Source organism: Nocardia aobensis NBRC 100429, assembly GCF_000308375.1.
In the GTDB taxonomy this organism is placed as follows: domain Bacteria; phylum Actinomycetota; class Actinomycetes; order Mycobacteriales; family Mycobacteriaceae; genus Nocardia; species Nocardia aobensis.
Window position 1 is genome coordinate 36,617 of record NZ_BAFQ01000290.1, and the last position, 17,593, is coordinate 54,209.

The following is a 17,593-nucleotide window of genomic DNA, read 5'->3' on the forward strand; positions in this document are numbered from 1 at the left end:
CGTGGCGATGTCCGCCCGACCGGCACCTTCCGAGCGCACCAGCGGCCGTTCATTCGATGGTGGACGAGAGGTGATGTGACGGAACGGTTTCCGCCACGGGTGGCATGATTGCGCCACAGCGGTGTGTTGCATGGTCTTGGCGTTGGGCGTGTTGATCGTTCGCCGGTACTTTGCCGAATATGACTGCGAAGCAGGGTAATCCGCACGACTCGCTGTTTCGCAAGATCATGTCCAACCCTGCTGCGGCTGCCGGAGAGTTTCGGGCCGTCATGCCGGAGTGGCTCGTCGCGCTGATCGACTGGGAGGGTATGGAACTGGCGCCCAGCAGATACGTGCTGCCGAACCTTCGAAACCGCGACAGCGACATCCTGTTCAAAGCGACGGTCGGCGGTCGCGACGGGTACATCCACCTCTTACTCGAACACCAGAGCACTCCCGACAAACATATGCCGTTGCGCGTCCTCGAGTACATGATCGGCACTTGGACTCAGCACCTGAACGACCAGCCCGGTTCCGCTTACTACCCCCTGGTGATACCGGTCGTGGTCAACTCCGGCCCGAACACCTGGCGCTGGAACTACACCACCGAACTGTGGGACCGCATCGGCGCGGACCCCGCAATCCGCGCACAACTCGGCGATCTGGTGCCACGGTTCCGGATCATCGTCGACGACCTCGCCGGACTCGAGTTCAGCGATCTCTACGCCCGTGAGCTGGCACCAGCGGTATTGATGATGCTGATCCTGCACCGGCTGGCATTCAAGAACGAGCACCTGGACCGGGATCTTCAGCCACACATCGAGGTACTGCGCGCTGTGGAGGATTCACCGAACGCAACGAATGACCTGTTCAGCCTGTTCACGTACATTAGTAAGGTGTCCGAGACCAACGCGCGGGACCTGGGGCGCCTGGTCGACCAACTCGGCCCGCTGGCAAAGGAGGTCGCGATGACCACAGCCGAACAGCTCCGCGCGGAAGGCCAGACCAAGGGGCAAGCCAAGCTCATCCTGCGCCAGCTGACCGTCAAGTTCGGCCCTCTGGCCGCTGAGGTCGCAGACCGAGTACAAGCCGGCAGCGCAGCCGAACTGGAAACGTGGGCCGAACGAGTGGTGACCGCAACCACCCTCGACGAATTCTTCGCCTGACCGGATGCTGGTCCGACCGACGCGCTCCGCGGCGAAGTAGTCGCAACCTGCGGCTCACGTGGACGTCCGACCGTCGATGACCGCATCCCACACGAAATGCGGCCCTCCACGCGGCGATCACGCGGTCAGGTCGTAGACCGTGACTCCGTCGATCGTGCGGGCGGTGAAGGTGTCGGCTACCCAGGCGGCGATCTCGGAGGCGGCCTGGCTGCCGCCGCTGGAGGTGCCGCGCATGCCGCCCAGGCCGGCGCCGCCCAGGAAGTAGTGGATCTTGTGCTGGGCCACGTACTGCTGGAACTGCGCGAGGGTCGGGGACGGGTCGGTGCCGTTGAAACCGCCGACGGCCATGACCGGATCGCCGGTCGCCAGTTGGTAGGCGGCGGCGCTGTTGGAGCCGACCGCGGCCGCTACCCAGGTGTAGGCGTCGGCGTTGTCGCTCAGTGCCGCAGACAGATTCGAGCCGACGGTGATACCGCCGAGGAGCCCGCCCATCGGTCCGCCGGCATGCGCGGTCGCACCGCTCGTCGTGGATTGCCCACCGGGCGCACCACCCGGCGGCATCCCACCGAAGCGCCCGCTGGACGGTCCGGCGGACGGAATCGCGCCGGTGTGCGGAGTCGATGCGGTCGCCACCGCGTAGGCGGTCGGTCCCGCCAGTCCGGCGGCCAGCGCGACGGCCACCACCGCCGCACCGAGTGCCCGCGGCAACCGGGAGACGACCAGCAGCAGCGCCGCCGCGCCCACACCGACCACCGCGATGACGGGACGCAGCCACGGATTCCACTCACCGGTGCGCGCCAGCAGGATGCAGGCCAGGACGGTCGTCACCACCAGCGTGCCCGACAGTACGGCGGTCGCGCGAAGGTCGTTGCGCCGCAACCACAGTTGCCAGGCCCCGATCGCCACACTGCCGGCGACGGCCGGGGCCAGCGCCACCGTGTAATAGGGGTGCAGGATGCCGCTCGCGAAGCTGAAGATCCCGCCGGTGAGCACCAGCCAGCCCAGCCACAGCAGCAGCGCGGCGCGCGTCGGGTCGGTGCGTGGTGCGCGACGGGTGAGCCACAGTCCGGCCGCACCGAGGATCAGCGCCGCGGGGATCAGCCAGGAGATCTGGCCGCCCATTTCGGAGCCGAACAGCCGTGCCCAGCCGACGTCGTGGTTCATATTGCCCAGCCCGCCGACCTCGTCGCCGGTGAGCCGGCCGAAACCGTTGTAGCCCAATGCCAATTCGAGCACGCTGTTGTGCTGGGAACCGCCGATGAAGGGTCGTGAGGAGGCCGGCCACAGCGCGACGACGGCCAGATACCAGCCCGCGGACACCACCATCGCGAGCACGGCCAGTACGGAGCGGACGACCCTGGATTTCCACGGCACCTGCGCCGCAAGCAGATACACCGCCGCGAACACCGGCAGCACGATGAACGCCTGCATCATCTTCGCCAGGAATCCGAATCCGACGGCCACCCCGGCCAAGGGCAACCACCATGCGGCACTGTTCTTTTCGATGGACCGCAGCACGCAGTAGGCAGCGGCGGTCAGCAACAGCACGAGCAGGGCGTCCGGGTTGTCGAAGCGGAACATCAGCGCCGCGGCCGGCGTCAGCGCCAGCACCGCGCCGGCCAGGATGCCGGGCCAGTGCCCTGCGACCCGCCGCACCCCCGCGTACAGCACGGCGACGGCGGCCACGCCCTCCAGGGCCTGCGGCACCAGCAGACTCCACGAGTTGAAGCCGAAGAGGCGCGCCGAGATGTCCATGACCCACAGCGCACCGGGGGTCTTGTCCACGGTGATCGCGTTGGCGGCATCGCTGGATCCGAACAGCATCGCCTTCCAGCTCTGCGATCCGGCCTGTACGGCCGCGGCATAGAACTCGTTGGCCCAGCCACTGGCGCCCAGATTCCACACGTACAGCAGCGCGGTGGCCGCCAGCAACGCCACCAGCGACAGTTGCCGCCACCGCGGGCGCGCGGTCCGCGTCGGTGGCGGTTCGGTCACCGCGACCGGGGGCGTGTCCAGCACAGTCGTCGTCATACGTCGATCGTCATCGACCGAGGTGGTTGCCGCCTGGGGCTTCGCTGTGTGCTCGCTGTGAGGTCCTGATCCGGTAGTCGGACGGTGAAGACGGTATGGCCCGGGGCACTGTCGAGGCTGATCGTGCCGCCGTGCGATTTCACCACGGCCGCGACGATCGCCAAACCCAGACCGCTGCTTCCGGCCCGCCGCGAGCGTGAGGAATCTCCGCGCGCGAACCGCTCGAACACCTCCGGTTGCAGCGCCGCGGGGATGCCGGGGCCGTTGTCGGCGACCCGCCAGATCGCGCCTCCTCCGACCTCGCGCTGCAGCGAGACCGTGACCGTGGTGCCGGGTCCGGTATGCACCCGCGCGTTGGCGAGCAGATTGGCCAGCACCTGATGCAGGCGCGCCGCATCACCGGTGACGACGACCGGTTCGTCCGGCAGATCCAGATCCCATTGGTGGTCCGGGCCCGCGATATGGGCGTCGCTCACCGCGTCGACGGTCAGGCGCGTCACATCCACCGGCTCGTGTTCGAGGCCACGCCCGGAATCCAGCCGGGCCAGCAGCAACATATCCTCGACCAGCGCCGTCATCCGCCGCGATTCCGAATCCACCCGGCTCATCGCATTGGCGACGTCGCCGGGCACCTCGGCCCGTTTCCGTTGTGCCAGTTCGGCATAGCCGCGGATCGCGGCCAGTGGGGTGCGCAGTTCGTGACTGGCGTCGGCGAGGAACTGCCGCACCCGCGTCTCACTGGCGTGGCGGGCAGACAGCGCGCTGTCGATGTGATCGAGCATGCGGTTGACCGCGGAACCGAGCTGTCCGACCTCGGTGCGCGGATCGGCATCGTCGGCCGGAACCCGCACCGGCAATTCCACCTCGCCCCGATCGAGTTGCAGATCGGCCACCCGGGAGGCGGTGGCGGCCACTCGGTCCAGCGGCGCGAGCGCGCGGCGGATCACCCAGATGCCCACGGTGATCGCGATGACGAACACCACCGCGGTAACCACCACCAGGATCAGCAGGACCCGCATCAATGTGGCGTGCACCGCGGTCAACGGCATACCGGTCACCACCGTGGCCCCCGACCAGGTCGAATTCGCGACCACCCGATACGCGCCCTGCCTGTCGAGGTCGACGGTGACGGGAGTGCCGTCCGACGACACCTCGGCCAGCTGCCGCTGGGCGGTCGCCGACAGGCGCGTCTGGGTTCCGTCGGCATCGATTTTGGCGGCGGTGATCTCGGTGCCGTCGATACTGGCGCCGACGGTATCGGCCTGGATGCCGCGGCGGTCCAGGAAATCCGGTCCCGGACCGCCGTGGTTCGGCGGCGGCCGGTTGTCGTGGTCCTGAGCGCCGGGGGGCGGACCCAGACTGGGACCACCACCGGCCTCGCCGAGGGAACGCTTCTGCACATCGACCAACTCGGTGTCGAGCTGATGCACGAGAAACTGCTGCAGCGCGAATTCCGTTGCGGCGCCGATACCTACGACGACGACCACCAGCAACAGCAATTGCCCGACGAGCAGTCGCGCGCGCAGCGACCAGCGGCGTGCCGACCACCACCGGCGGGTCCGCGGCACGGCCTCAGCCGGCGGGTTTGAGGACATATCCGGCGCCGCGCAGCGTGTGGATCATCGGTTCGCGTCCGCTGTCGATCTTCTTGCGCAGATAGGAGACATAGAGCTCGACGATATTGGAGCGTCCGCCGAAGTCGTAGCTCCAGACCCGGTCCAGGATCTGCGCCTTGCTCAGCACGCGGCGGGGGTTGCGCATGAAGTAGCGCAGCAGTTCGAATTCCGTGGACGTCAGGGTGATCGGTTCGCCCGCTCGGGTCACCTCGTGGCTGTCCTCGTCGAGCATCAGATCACCCACCACGATCTGAGCGTCGTTGCCGACAGTGGTGATGCCGGTGCGGCGCAGCAGCGCGCGCAGGCGCAGGACGACCTCTTCGATGCTGAACGGTTTGGTGACGTAGTCGTCGCCGCCGGCGGTGAGCCCGGCGATGCGGTCCTCGACCGAATCCTTCGCGGTCAGCAACAGCACCGGCAGATACGGCAGATCACGGCGCAGCTTCGTGAGCACCTCGAGGCCCGTCATATCGGGCAGCATCACGTCGAGAACCACCACATCGGGCCGGTTCTCGCGGGCGGCGGTGACCGCGGTGCGCCCGTCGGCGGCGGTCACGACCTGCCAGCCCTCGTAGCGCAGCGCCATCGACACCATTTCCGCGAGCACCGGTTCGTCGTCGACGACGAGGACGGTCACGGGGCTGCCGTCCGCGCGGCGCATCACGACGCGCTCGGCCGGGGTGTTCGTGGTGGTCATGACCCCAGTCTGGGAACGGCTGCTATGCGTCCGCTGTGCCGTGTCTGGGGGTCGGCTGTGAGTGCGGCGGTCGGGCCCCGCGCACCACAGCGAGTACCGAACGAGTCCACAGCGCAGACCCAGCTTCGCACCGCAGGGTTGACCGAGCAACGCGATCGCGGCATCGACGGCCCGCGATCGCCTTCGACGACAAGGAGCATGCGATGACCGAGCCCACCCCACAGCCTCCGGCCGAGCCGGAACACACCTGGGGCGCACCGCAGACCCAGCCGGCCGCCACCTGGTCGACGAAGAAGTCGCTGGCCGCGGTCGGCATCGCCGCGGTGATCGCGGCGGCCGGAGGCGGCGTCGTCTACGCGGCCACCCATTCCGGCGGCAGTGAGCACGGCGGTCCGGGCGGCCCCGGGACCAGCTGGGGTGGTGGGCGCAATGCCTCGGGTCCCGGCGGTATGGGCATGACGGGCGCGAGCCTGCACGGCCAGTTCGTGATCTCCGACGGCAACGGCGGCTACACCACCGAGATCACCCAGACGGGCACGGTGACCGCGGTCTCGGACACCTCGATCACCGCCAAGAGCGCCGACAACTTCAGCCAGACCTACACGATTTCCGGCAGCACCCAGCATTCGGACGTGAAAGTCGGTGACACCGTGCGCATTCAGGGCACGCAGGCGAATGGGACCGCGACCGCGACGGCGATCACGAGCGGCACCGAATCCGGTCGGACGGATGGCCGCACGGGACGGTCGAGCCGCTTCGGCGGAATGGCGCAGGGCGGCGATCCGGGGCAGAACGGTCCCGGTCCGGATGGTGCGGCGCCCGGACCGGGCGGCGGCCCCGGTATGGCCCCGCCGATGGACGGCGCTCCGAATCAGCCCAACGGCTGATCGCACACTCCGGCCGCCTGGCACACCTCTGGCAAACTGGGCGAATGGACAGCGATGCGGTGATCGTGCCCATGGGTCTGGGGCATTTGCGGCAGGTATTGGATCTGGGGCACGAGGTGTTCGACACCGACGTCAAGCCTTACACGTCGTGGTCTTTGACGTCGGTGGCCGAGCACCTCGATTCGGCGGACAACGCCTGCTGGGTGGCCTTGGATTCGGATCGGGTGGTGGGATTCGTCCTCGGATCCATGGAATTCGAACTCCGGGACGACTGGGGATACCTCGAATGGGTCGCGGTGGCGCCGGATATGCAGGGGCGCGGACTGGCGCGGCGACTGGTGGATATCTGTTCGGAGGCGTTGTTCGCTCGGGGAGCCCGGCGCATCGTGACCGACGTGGAGCAGAGCAACACCGCCTCGGCCACGTTGATGGCCCGCAGCGGATTCAGTCCGGCCGCCTCGGTCACCTTGTTCGTACGACCCAATCCCGCTGAGCCGGAACCGGATTCGGAGGCGCCGCTGCCACCGATCGCACCGGGCGCCAAACGAGCCCTGATCCGGCGCGGCCGCCTCGCGGGCGACAACCGCAGCCCGCACTGAGCCACGCGAACTCACCGCGGCCCGACGTTATCCAGTCCGTCCCTGCCGCATCGCCGGCGCCATGCCGAGAGCCCCGGCGCCGGATGCACGGCCATCGTCCGGCCCGCGGCCGACGCACACCGCCCGCACCAGGAAGTTGTTCAGGACCGGAATCAGCAGTTCCACCGGCGTCATGAGCACGTAGAACCAATTGGGTTCCCCGCTCACCGCCCATGCCAGGATCCGGGCGAGTCCGCCGGCGAAGAAGACGGCGCCGAGCGCGTTGATCGCCGGCCCGCGGCGCTCCACATCGCGCGCACACCACGCCACGGCCAGGCCGTAGGCGCCGAACACGACCGCGTAGAAGCGCATATCGGAATCGACGGTGGCGTTCACCGGTCCGCCGCCGATGATGCTGGCGGTGCCGAATAACAAGTGCGCCAGCGCGATCCCCGCACAGGCGAGCCCGAACACCAGTAGCCAGATCTGCAGCACTCGTCGCATGCCGACCCCTATTAGACTTTTGTTGAATAAGTTCCACGGTAGGCCGCTGCCCGGATTCGCGTCAACACCGCACGCCTACGATGAGCAGATGCCGAGCCGACGCCGCCTCACTCCCGAGCAGCGCCGCGACGAATTGATGGACGTGGGCGCGCGATTGTTCGGCGAACGCTCCTACGACGAGGTCGCGATGGAGGACATCGCCACCCACGCCGGCGCCTCGCGCGCCCTGATGTACCACTACTTCCCCACCAAGGGGGAATTCTTCGCGGCCATCTGGAAACGAGCGCACGATCGACTGCTCGCCGAACTGCGCATCGATCCCGACGAGCCGGTTCGCACCGCCGTCTACCGGAGCCTGGTGGCGCATCTGGATTTCTACCGCGCCCACGTGCCGCTGGTTCTCATCGCCAACCGCACCGCTTCGGCGGCCGATCCGGCGGTACGCGGACCGGTGGTCGAGGACCTGAACGCCCTGTGCGAGCGTGTCCTCGACGCATGTGGCGCCACAGGGCACACGCGCGAGGTGGCCGCCGCGGCGCTGACCGGATGGATCGCCTTCATCCGCGAGGTAGCCGTCGAATGGCTTGCCCATCAGCGCATTTCGCGCGACGAAGTGCTGCGGATGTGCATGGCGACCTTGGACGCCACTGCGGGTGCACAGCTCGATCTGACCGCGCCGCCGCGACGCTGACGCGTTGGGGACCGGGCGAACCGTGGTCGCCTCAACGCTGGGAGAGCCGATCGAATATCGCCCTGGCCGCGCCGAATCCGACTACCGCGAGGCCCGCACACCAGACGAGGGCCAATGCGGCGCTTCCGCCGATCCCGCTCGAATTCAGCAGGCCGCGCACGGTGTCGACCACGGGTGTGGCGGGTTGGTAGTCGGCGAAGCCGCGCAGCCAGCCGGGCATGGTGGAGGTCTGCACGAACGCGCTGCTGATGTAGGGGATGAACATGATCGCGTAGGTCATCCCGCCGGCCGCTTCGGGATTCTTCGCCACCAGCCCGAGCGCGACCGCGATCCAGCAGATCGCCACCACGAACAGCACGATCATGGCCAGTGCGCCCAGCCAGCCCAGCGCGTCCGCGTGCGGGCGATAGCCGAGCAGTACGGCCACGGCCACCGCGATCGCGATGGCGGCGAGATTGCGCGCCACCCCCTCGCCGACATGCCCGGCAAGGATCGCCTGCCGGAACATCGGCAGCGTCCGGAACCGGTCGATACTGCCCCTGGTCATATCCGCCGAGACCGCGGTCGCGGTGATGGACGCACCGAAACCGGTGCACAACAACATGATTCCGGGCACCACGTAGTCGAGGTAGGAACCGCCGACGTCGATCGCGCCGCCGAAGACATAGGTGAACAGCAGCATCACCAGGATCGGCATGAGCAGCGAGATGATCAGCGTGTCCGGACTGCGCAGGGTGTGCCGGGCGCACCGGCGGAACATCACCGTCGAATCCGCGGCGATCATCCTCATCGGGCCGCCGCCTCGACGATATCGGCGGCATGGGCGGCGGCGCCCTCGGTCCGCAGGGTCGGGGCGAATTGCTCTGCGCGAATGCGGCGTTCGGGTTCCAGCAGCGCGGTCACGCCGCGAACGAGTCGTTCGGTGGTGAGATCGGTGAAACGCAGATGGGCGCCGAGTCCGAGCCGGTCCACCTGTCCGCCCCACATCGGCTGTTCGAACGACACCGAGCACACCAGTGTCGGCAGACCGGCGCGCAGACTCTCGAACAACGTGCCGATCCCACCGTGATGCACCGCGGCCGCGCAGTAGGGGAATACCAGGTCGTGGGCGAACGGGCCGACCACCTTCACCGTCGAATCACCCTGTGTGCGAGCGGTTTCCATACCGCTCCAGCCCGCACTCACCAATGCCCGTACGCCGAGCCGGCGCGACACCTCGCGCACCATGGCCAGTACGGCGGCGGGATCGCTGATCGGCATACTGCCGAATCCGAAGAACACCGGCGCCTCCCCCGCGTGCACCCAGGACAGGATGTCGGTGTGGTCGTCGCCGAGTTCGCCGACCGCATGCCGGGTCTGCTGATCCAGCGTCAGGAAACCGGTGAACGGGCGCCGGCCGTCCCATTGCGCCGGTAGTCCGGGCACCAGCGCCGGATCGTAGATCTGCACTTCGGGGACCCGCCGCCGCGCCAGCACCGCCGCGATACTCGCCCGCGACTTCGGCAGTCCGAGCATGGCACGTAGATCGTTCAGATAGCGCATGAACATGATGCGCCGCAGATTCTCCGCCACCGCCCACGTCGCGCGATTCACCGGCGCGGGCGGCGCCCAGCTCGCCGGCAGCGCACCCGGGAACGGATAGGCCCCGTTCGCCCGCGCCGGGAAGTAGTGCAGGCTCACCAGCGGCACATCCATCGCCTCGGCGACCGAGCAGGCCCGGTCCTCGGTGACGGTGCTCGCCACGATCAGGTCGGCGCCCGCGCACACCTCGACCACCTCGCGGTTCATCCGGTCGGCATAGTCGGCCATCTGCCGGGCGACCAGCTGCATCAGCCGCAGTGTATTACCCGCGGCGAGGGCCCGCTGCCCCTCCTCGGAGCTGTAGAGCTGCTGTACGTCAGGCCCGCAGGCACGCGCCGCGAGCCCCGCCGAGGTGGCGAAATCGACCAGATTCGGCGGCGCGCCCAGCACCACGTCGTGGCCGCGGCGCCGCAATTCCAGCCCCAGGGCCAGCACCGGTTGCACATCGCCGCGGGTGCCGGTCAGCGGAATGGCGATTCTCATGTCGAGTTATCTCCCCTTTTGCCGAGAGCGCAACACTTTCGGCCGAGAAACCCGATGGGGACACTATGGGATATCGAACAACCGGGCGCGTGGGTAACGTGCCGGGCGTGCACATCGCCATGTTCATGGACTATCACCCGGCGACGCTTGGCGGGGTGCAGACCGCGGTGGCGGCATTGCGCCACGGCCTCGAACGCGCCGGCCATCGGGTGACGCTGTTCGTGGCGCCACTGTCGGGCGCGGCGATGCCGCCGGACGCGGCATCCGACGACGGGGTGGTCGAACTGGCTCCCCTGGCCGGCGCGGTGGTGAACGGCTTCCCGATGGTGTTGCCGACCGCGCGCAACGCCGCGCTGATCGATGCCGCCTTCGCCGCCCGCGGACCCGTCGATCTCGTCCACACCCACACCACCTACGGGGTGGCGATCGCGGGGATGAAAGCCGCACGGCGGCATCGCATTCCGCTGGTACACACCGCGCAGAGCCGTGACGACGCCTTCATCGAGCACACCGCCCCGGCGCCCTACCCCTCGGCGCTCGCGCTGCGAATCATGCACGGCCGCTTCGTCTCCCATCCCGCGCGGATGCCGCGGGGCACGCAGAGCCGGGCGGCCCGGCACGCATGGCACACCATCGTGGGCCAGGGGCAGGCCGCCGACCGGGTCATCGCACCGACCCGCCATTTCGCGGATCTGCTGCTCGACCACGGCCTCACCCGGCCGATCCGGGTGGTCTCCAACGGCGTCGACGACGCACTGTTCGACGACCAGCGGCCCCCGGCCGCACGCGCCGTCGAAGGCCCGCTGCGGTTGATCTGGTGTGGGCGGCTCTCCGCGGAGAAGCGACTGCTCGAATCGATCGAGGCGGTGCGGCGCGTCCCGGACTGCACCCTCGACGTGTACGGGGAGGGCGAACTGTCCGCCCGCGCGGCCGCGGTGGTCGCCGAATACGGGCTCTCGGATCGAATCACGCTGCACGGCAGGGTTTCTCAGCAGCAGTGCCTCGACGCCATGGCCGCCGCGGACGTCCTGCTTTTTCCGTCGTGGGGTTTCGACACCCAGGGCATGGTGCTGCTCGAAGCGATCGCCACCGGCCTGCCCGTGCTCTATTGCGATCCGGACCTGGCCGAATCCGTTCCGGCGGGCGCCGGTCTGCGCGCCGGCGACGCCTCCTCCGCGTCCCTGGCGGAGGCGATCGGCGTGCTGGTGAACGACCGCGGCAGGCTGCTCGCGATGCGTGCCGAGATGACCCGGCATCGCGATTCGGTGCGACAGTCCGGCCGCATCGACGCGATCGTCGAGGTCTATCGCCAGGCCCGGGCCGACATCGAGCCCGCCGCACAGCGACCGGTGCCGCAACGGCTGTCCGACGTGCCGACCGCGCCCGGCGCCCTGCCGCTGATCGGTCACAGTCTGCGCGCCCTGCGCGACGCACCGGGTTTCGTGACCTCGCTCGCCGAGCTCGGCCCGATCGTGCGCATTCGATTCGGCCGCAAGACCGGCTATGTGCTGACCACGCCGGAGCTGGTGCGCGAGGTCGGCCTCGGCGACGCGGAATTGAATCGCGACGATCTGCGGGAAGCGATCGCCGATGTGGCCGGCGGTTCGGTGAACGTGCTGCGCGGCGCCGAACACAAACTGCGCCGGCGCATGATCGCGCCCGCACTGCGGCAGAGCCGGCTCGCCGAATACACGGTCACCGCGGCCGAATTGGCCGACACCTGGTCGGCCGCACTGCCCGCCGGAGGCCGGGTCGACCTGATGGACGAGGCGCACGGCCTGATCCTCGACACCGTGTCCTCGACCCTGTTCACCGCCGAATTCAGCGAGGCGGTCCGGCACCGGATTCGCGACAACGTGCCGTGGCTGCTGAGCCAGGTCATTCTGCGCACGACCCTGCCACCTCAGATCCGCCGCCTGCGGGTGATCGCGAATCGGCGCTGGGAGCGCAAGGCGCGCCACCTGCGGGCCGCGATCGGCGCCGCGATCACCGAGTATCGCCGCCGCGACGAGGATTTCAACGATGTGGTGTCGGCGTTGATCCGCCATACCGATCCCGAGACCGGCGCGCGACTGTCGGACGACCACATCATCGACGAGGCCATCCTGATGCTGGCCGGCGGAGTGGGGTCGATGGCCTCGCTCACCGGGTGGCTGTGGCACGAGGTGATGCGGCGTCCCGATATCGCCGAACGGGTGCGAGCCGAACTCGACGATGTGGTCGGCGCCGGACCGGTGCGCGCGGAACACATCGGCAAGCTCATATACCTGAAACAGGTTGTCTCGGAAACTCTTCGGTTCTGGGGACCGTGGATCAGCGCCGGGAACGCGTCCGGGCCGGTGACCGTCGGCGGACTCACCATTCCCGACGGCACCGCCATCATGTTCAGCCCCTATCTGGTCCAGCACGACCCGCGCCACTTCCCGAATCCCGAGGCCTTCGATCCCGACCGCTGGTCGCCCACCCGCACCGGCGAGATCGACAAGCAGGCGAACCTGTCCTTCGGTGTGGGTCGCCGGCGCTGCCTGGGCGACCACTTCGCGCTGCTGGAGATCACGCTCGCCTCGGCGGCGCTGCTGGCGCGGTGGCGGCCCGAGCCGGATCCGGCGTACGTCGTGCGGGCCTCGAACCGGGACTTCGTCCTCTCACCGTCGGCGATTCCGGTGACGCTGTACCGGCGCTAGCGGCGGCGCAGCAGCACCCCGCGGATGAACGCCGCCTGCCCGGAATGCTGGATATCGTCGTCGACCACGCTGATCAGCCGCACGCCGAGGGTCACCGGCGGATCCCAGCGGGTGTCGACGATCCGGGGCAGGTCGGCGTCGGCGAGCGTGCGGACGTAGTCGACGGTGCGGTCGTGCACAGCGTCGTGATAGCCCAGCAGCAATTCGGCCGAGACACCGCCGAGGGCCGCCACCTCGTCCGGATCGTCGCCGTACCCGGTGGCCGACTCGTCGAAGGGCAGATCGAAGCGGCGCGACCAACCGGCCGTCGTCCACACCTGTTCGGTGCCGGCCACATCGGCGATGTGGTCGTCCTGCACGCGGGTCAGATGCCAGATCAGCCAGGCGATGGAGTTGGCGCCCGGGTCCAGCCGCGCGGCCAGTTCCTCCTGGGTGAGCCCGGCGACCGCGCCGTGCACGTTCTCCTTGATCCGCCCGAAGGCGTCTGCCAGCAGATCGGTGCTCGTCATGGTGGTATGCAAACACACCGCACCGACAGTTGGGTGGAACCGGTGTGATTATGCCCGCTCACAAGGTGTTTCACGGTGGTTCACCGGCCCGTCCCGCACCGGCGTGCCGAGAGTGGAAGACCGACAGAGAGTTCGGTACGTTCCTGCTACCCTGGTCGACAGTCCGGTTACGGATGTCCGGCCGGGCGGCTAACCAAGCCTCTTGTCCTACAACAGATGTGGGGTGACGCTGTAGGACCATACCGACAGCGGAATTCTTCGTCGCGCTCGACAGTTCATTCTCTGGAGTCACATCTTTTGACCACACCACGTTCTGCACTGTCCGCACTACCCGGCGCGGGCGGTCCCGCCACCTGCCCGGTCCAGCACATGGGCTCCCCGGTCGACACCGACGGTCCCCGGATTCTGCTGGACACACCGGAATTCGCCGCCGATCCGCACGGCACGTATCGGGAGATGCGCCGTCGCTACGGTTCACTGGTCCCGATCGAGCTGTCCCCCGGCGTCCCGGCCACGCTGGTGATCGGCTACCACACCGCGTTGCGAATCCTCAACGATCCCGAACACTTCCCGGCCGACCCCCGGGCGTGGCAGGACTCGATTCCCGAGGACTGCCCGGTGCGGCCGATGATGCAGTGGTATCCGAACGCGCTGCGCAATGCCGGCAATGTCCACCTGCGCTACCGGCAGGCGTATACGGCGGCCGTCGACGGTATCGATCTGCACGCGCTGCACAGCACGGTGGAGAAGATCGCGATCCCGCTGATCAACAGCTTCTGTGAGGCCGGATCGGCGGATCTGGTGTCGCAGTACGCCTTCCCGCTGGTCTTCGAATCGCTGAACCGCATGGTGGGCTGTTCGGCCGAGCTCGGTCAGCGCGTGGCCACCGGTATGGCGGCGCTGTTCGACACCGTGAACGCGGCCTGGGGTATGGAACATCTGAGCCAGGCGCTGATGGAGCTGATCCACCTGCGCCGCGCCGAGCCCGGCGACGACGTCACCTCGCGGCTGGCGCACCACCCGGCCAATCTCAGCGACGAAGAGATGCTCTACAACCTGATCAGCTTCTACGGTGCGGGCATCGAACCCCAGCAGAACCTGATCGCCAACACCCTGCTGCTGATGATCACCGACGAACGGTTCGGCGGCGGCATGCTCGGCGGCAGCCTCTCCACCCGCGACGCGCTGGACGAGGTTCTGTTCAAGGATCCGCCGATGGCGAACTTCTCGATCAGCTATCCGCGCCAGCCGATCCTGATCGACAACGCCTGGCTGCCCGCGCATCAGCCGGTCGTCATCAGCCTGTCCGCGTGCAACAACGATCCGGTCATCGCCGGCGGCGACCGCACCGGCAACCGCTCGCATCTGGCCTGGAGCGCCGGACCGCACGCCTGCCCGGCCCGTTCGGTGGCCTATCTGGTGGTGCAGGACGCGATCGACCAGTTGCTCGACGCACTGCCCGAGATGCGCCTGGCCATCGAGCCGAGCGAAATCACCTGGCGTCCCGGCCCGTTCCACCGTGCGATGGCAGCGCTGCCGGTCACCTTCCCCGCATCTCCTCCGTTGAATCTGGTGTAAGGAGCTTCCGATGAAGCAGGAACCACTGGTGCTCGATCTGACCGGCGCCGATATCCAGGCCGAGAACGAGCGCATCCGGGAACGTGGTCCCGTGGCGCTGGTGGAGTTGCCGGGCGGGGTGCCGGCCTGGTCGGTGACCGATGCGGTCGTGCTGAAGAATCTGCTGTCGGATCCGCGCGTGTCGAAGGATCCGCGTCAGCACTGGTCGGCCTATATCAACGGGGACATCAACGAGTCCTGGCCGCTGCAACCGTGGGTGGCGGCGCAGAACATGTTCACCGCCTACGGCACAGAGCACCGGCGGCTGCGCAAACTGGTCGCCCCGGCGTTCACGCATCGCCGCACCACCGCGATGCGTCCGCGGATCGAGGCGATCGTGGCGGATCTGCTCGAACGGTTGAGCGCGACCGCGCCGGGCGAGGTCGTCGACCTGCGCCCGAATTACGCCTACCCGGTGCCGATCCGGGTGATCAGCGAACTGCTGGGGGTGCCCGACCATCTGGATTCGGCCATCCACGCCTGTGTCGACGGCTTCTTCGACACCTCGTTCACACCGGAGCAGGCGCAGGCGAACTTCATCGAAATGGGCCGCCTGATCGGCGAATTGGTGTCGTTCCGGCGGGAGAATCCGGGCGACGACATCACCAGCGTGCTGATCGCGACCCGTAACGAGGACGGCGCCCAGCTCTCGGAGACCGAACTCGTCGACACCCTGATGCTGGTGATCAACGCCGGCCACGAGACCACGCTCAACCTCATCGACCAGGCCATCGTGGCACTGCTCAGCCATCCGGAGCAGCGCGCCGATGTGGTCGAGGGCCGGGTGCCGTGGGCGGAGCTGGTCGAGGAGACGCTGCGCTATCAGGCGCCGGTGGCGCATCTGCCGCTGCGGTACGCCGTCGAGGACATCGAGGTCGGCGAGATCCGGATCCCGAAGGGTGAGGCGATTCTCGCTTCCTACGGTGCGGCCTGCCGCGATCCGAAGGTGCACGGCGAGACCGCCGCCGAGTTCGACGTACATCGGGCGAACAAGGAACATCTGGCCTTCGGCCACGGCGCGCACCACTGCCTGGGCGCTCCGCTGGCGCGGATGGAGGCCTCGATCGCGCTACCGGCGCTGTTCGAACGCTTCCCGGACCTGCGGCCGGCGGTCGACCCGTCCGAGCTGAAGCCGCTGGGCAGTTTCATCTCCAACGGGCACATCTCGGTTCCGGTCTACCTGCGATAGTGTCGGCGGTTCCGCGCCGGCACATCGGTGCCCGCGCGGAACCACGAGATCTCGTCCGGGTGGTGCCACACGGGAGGTGAACCGATGGCGTATTCGTCCGTGCTGAACCTGTCGCATCCCCTCTCCGCGGAAGTCGTGTCGGTGTTTCCCGGCGATCCCACGCCGCGGATCGACACCATCGCCACGCTCGACGAACACGGCTTCCACCTGCAGGCGGTCACCGTCGGCGAACACACCGGAACCCATTGGGGCGCACCGGCCCACTTCACCGCCGGTGCGGCGACGGCCGATCGGCTCGCCCCCGAGGATTTCGTCCTGCCCGGCGTCCGCATCGATATCAGCGCGCGAGCGGAACACGATCGCGATTACGCGGTCACGGTCGATGATCTGCTCGAATGGCAGGGCCGGCACGGCCCCTTCCCTGCCGAATCCGCCGTCCTCCTGTACACCGGATGGGAAAGATATTGGGGCACCGACGATTTCGCGTCGGTCGATCCGCAGGGCCGCATGCATCACCCCGGATTCTCCGTGGCGGCGGTGCACTGGCTGCTCGACCACGGCGTACTCGGCCGGCGCGGGGCCCTCGGCACCGACTCCTTCAGTCCCGATATCGGCATCGATGCCACCTTCCGGGTTTCGAAGCTGCTGTACCGCGAGCACCGCCTCAGCCTGGAAATCCTGGCCCACCTGGCTGATCTGCCGGACCGCGGCTTCACCGTCGTCGTCGGCGGATTCGTCACCGAACACGGTTCGGGGTCACCGGCGTCGATCTTCGCCCTGATCGAATCCTGAATCGGCGGTGACGGCGTCACAGGGGTTCGAGAACTCGCTCCACCAGGGCGGTATCGCAGTATTCGGTCACCTCGAGCAGCCGCCCGGCCTCGACCCGGAACACGAAGCAGTAGTACTGGTCGTACGGCTCGCCGCGGACCGTCGTGGCGGCGCTGTGGGCCTGCACGATCACCCGGTCACCGTCAGCGTGCACGGCGTCCGCGCTGATTCGATACTCGGTGAACTGCGCCATCAGCGGGCGTAGCAGACCCTGCACGGCAGCCGTTTTCGGTTCCCAGGTGCACGACCACGACCAGTGTCCGGGGAAGGTCCAGCGAAATTCCGGAGCCATCGCATCGCTCAGCGCCCGGGTCTCGCCGGCGGCCATCCGGTCGAAGATGTCGCGCACCAGCGCTCTGTTCTCGTTCACACTCACACAGCCGACGCTAAACACGGCCTACCCATGCGACAAGCGATGATCTCGCATTTCTGATATCAGTATTTCGCATGGGTGAGTTCACGATCCTCGGGTTGCGTGTCGTGCGCGAGGCCGCCCGCTGCGGCTCGTTCTCGGCCACCGCGGACCGGCTGGGCTATACCCAATCCGCGG

The 17,593-nt window shown here is 68.1% G+C and carries 16 protein-coding genes; 8 read left to right on the forward strand and 8 right to left on the reverse strand.

The features are described from left to right. Positions 1-179 precede the first annotated feature (179 nt). The gene (locus RJ03_RS31415; RefSeq protein ID WP_083871467.1) at positions 180-1,145 is read left to right on the forward strand and encodes an Rpn family recombination-promoting nuclease/putative transposase; all 966 of its coding nucleotides are present in this window, start codon (positions 180-182) and stop codon (positions 1,143-1,145) included. A 117-nt stretch (positions 1,146-1,262) separates the two neighbouring features. On the opposite strand, the gene RJ03_RS31420 is transcribed toward RJ03_RS31415, so the two are convergent. The 3 genes from RJ03_RS31420 to RJ03_RS31430 are packed head-to-tail and all read right to left on the reverse strand — an operon-like array spanning position 1,263 to position 5,453. Continuing rightward, the gene (locus RJ03_RS31420) at positions 1,263-3,176 is read right to left on the reverse strand and encodes an ArnT family glycosyltransferase (RefSeq protein WP_036509645.1); all 1,914 of its coding nucleotides are present in this window, start codon (positions 3,174-3,176) and stop codon (positions 1,263-1,265) included. Next, the gene (locus RJ03_RS31425; RefSeq protein ID WP_036509646.1) at positions 3,173-4,771 is read right to left on the reverse strand and encodes a sensor histidine kinase; all 1,599 of its coding nucleotides are present in this window, start codon (positions 4,769-4,771) and stop codon (positions 3,173-3,175) included. Before RJ03_RS31425 ends, RJ03_RS31420 begins: the two co-directional genes overlap by 4 nt. Then, positions 4,749-5,453, reverse strand: coding sequence for a response regulator transcription factor (locus RJ03_RS31430; RefSeq protein WP_086007354.1), 705 nt, complete (start codon positions 5,451-5,453; stop codon positions 4,749-4,751). The genes RJ03_RS31425 and RJ03_RS31430 overlap by 23 nt, the downstream gene beginning before the upstream one ends. Before the next feature lie 239 nt (positions 5,454-5,692). Here RJ03_RS31430 and RJ03_RS31435 point away from each other — a divergent pair, with 239 nt between their 5' ends. Together RJ03_RS31435 and RJ03_RS31440 are read left to right on the forward strand one after the other, a co-directional pair. Further along, entirely contained in the window at positions 5,693-6,376 is a 684-nt protein-coding gene (locus RJ03_RS31435) for a hypothetical protein (protein WP_036509650.1), read from the forward strand. Between the two features lie 44 nt (positions 6,377-6,420). Continuing rightward, positions 6,421-6,975 (forward strand): GNAT family N-acetyltransferase, encoded by a 555-nt coding sequence (locus tag RJ03_RS31440; protein ID WP_036509652.1) that lies wholly within the window; start codon positions 6,421-6,423, stop codon positions 6,973-6,975. A 27-nt stretch (positions 6,976-7,002) separates the two neighbouring features. Here RJ03_RS31440 and RJ03_RS31445 read toward each other — a convergent pair whose 3' ends face one another. Continuing rightward, positions 7,003-7,458, reverse strand: a complete 456-nt coding sequence (locus RJ03_RS31445) for a DUF4345 domain-containing protein (protein ID WP_083871468.1) — start codon at positions 7,456-7,458, stop codon at positions 7,003-7,005. Positions 7,459-7,546: 88 nt separating this feature from the next. Between RJ03_RS31445 and RJ03_RS31450 the strand changes: the two genes are divergently transcribed. Beyond that, a complete protein-coding gene (locus RJ03_RS31450) occupies positions 7,547-8,149 on the forward strand; it encodes a TetR/AcrR family transcriptional regulator (protein WP_036509654.1) in 603 nt (200 codons plus the stop codon). 31 nt (positions 8,150-8,180) lie between these two features. Here RJ03_RS31450 and RJ03_RS31455 read toward each other — a convergent pair whose 3' ends face one another. Together RJ03_RS31455 and RJ03_RS31460 are read right to left on the reverse strand one after the other, a co-directional pair. After that, positions 8,181-8,939 (reverse strand): ABC transporter permease, encoded by a 759-nt coding sequence (locus tag RJ03_RS31455; protein ID WP_036509656.1) that lies wholly within the window; start codon positions 8,937-8,939, stop codon positions 8,181-8,183. Beyond that, positions 8,936-10,213: a glycosyltransferase gene (locus RJ03_RS31460; RefSeq protein WP_036509657.1), complete on the reverse strand. Its 1,278-nt coding sequence runs from the start codon at positions 10,211-10,213 to the stop codon at positions 8,936-8,938. The genes RJ03_RS31455 and RJ03_RS31460 overlap by 4 nt, the downstream gene beginning before the upstream one ends. A 65-nt stretch (positions 10,214-10,278) precedes the next feature. Here RJ03_RS31460 and RJ03_RS35670 point away from each other — a divergent pair, with 65 nt between their 5' ends. Next, positions 10,279-12,897: a cytochrome P450 gene (locus tag RJ03_RS35670; protein WP_245552450.1), complete on the forward strand. Its 2,619-nt coding sequence runs from the start codon at positions 10,279-10,281 to the stop codon at positions 12,895-12,897. On the opposite strand, the gene RJ03_RS31470 is transcribed toward RJ03_RS35670, so the two are convergent. Further along, entirely contained in the window at positions 12,894-13,406 is a 513-nt protein-coding gene (locus RJ03_RS31470) for a mycothiol transferase (protein WP_036509658.1), read from the reverse strand. The genes RJ03_RS35670 and RJ03_RS31470 overlap by 4 nt on opposite strands. A gap of 369 nt (positions 13,407-13,775) precedes the next feature. Here RJ03_RS31470 and RJ03_RS31475 point away from each other — a divergent pair, with 369 nt between their 5' ends. The 3 genes from RJ03_RS31475 (at position 13,776) to RJ03_RS31485 (ending at position 17,004) form a co-directional block, all read left to right on the forward strand. Next, positions 13,776-14,984, forward strand: a complete 1,209-nt coding sequence (locus RJ03_RS31475) for a cytochrome P450 family protein (protein WP_051025498.1) — start codon at positions 13,776-13,778, stop codon at positions 14,982-14,984. Positions 14,985-14,994: 10 nt separating this feature from the next. Continuing rightward, positions 14,995-16,212 carry a cytochrome P450 family protein gene (locus RJ03_RS31480; protein WP_036509662.1) on the forward strand — a complete coding sequence of 406 codons (1,218 nt, stop codon included), beginning with the start codon at positions 14,995-14,997 and terminating at the stop codon, positions 16,210-16,212. An 84-nt stretch (positions 16,213-16,296) separates the two neighbouring features. Further along, a complete protein-coding gene (locus tag RJ03_RS31485; protein ID WP_036509664.1) occupies positions 16,297-17,004 on the forward strand; it encodes a cyclase family protein in 708 nt (235 codons plus the stop codon). Positions 17,005-17,020: 16 nt separating this feature from the next. Here RJ03_RS31485 and RJ03_RS31490 read toward each other — a convergent pair whose 3' ends face one another. Then, positions 17,021-17,419: a nuclear transport factor 2 family protein gene (locus RJ03_RS31490; RefSeq protein WP_036509666.1), complete on the reverse strand. Its 399-nt coding sequence runs from the start codon at positions 17,417-17,419 to the stop codon at positions 17,021-17,023. Between the last annotated feature and the right edge of the window lie 174 nt (positions 17,420-17,593).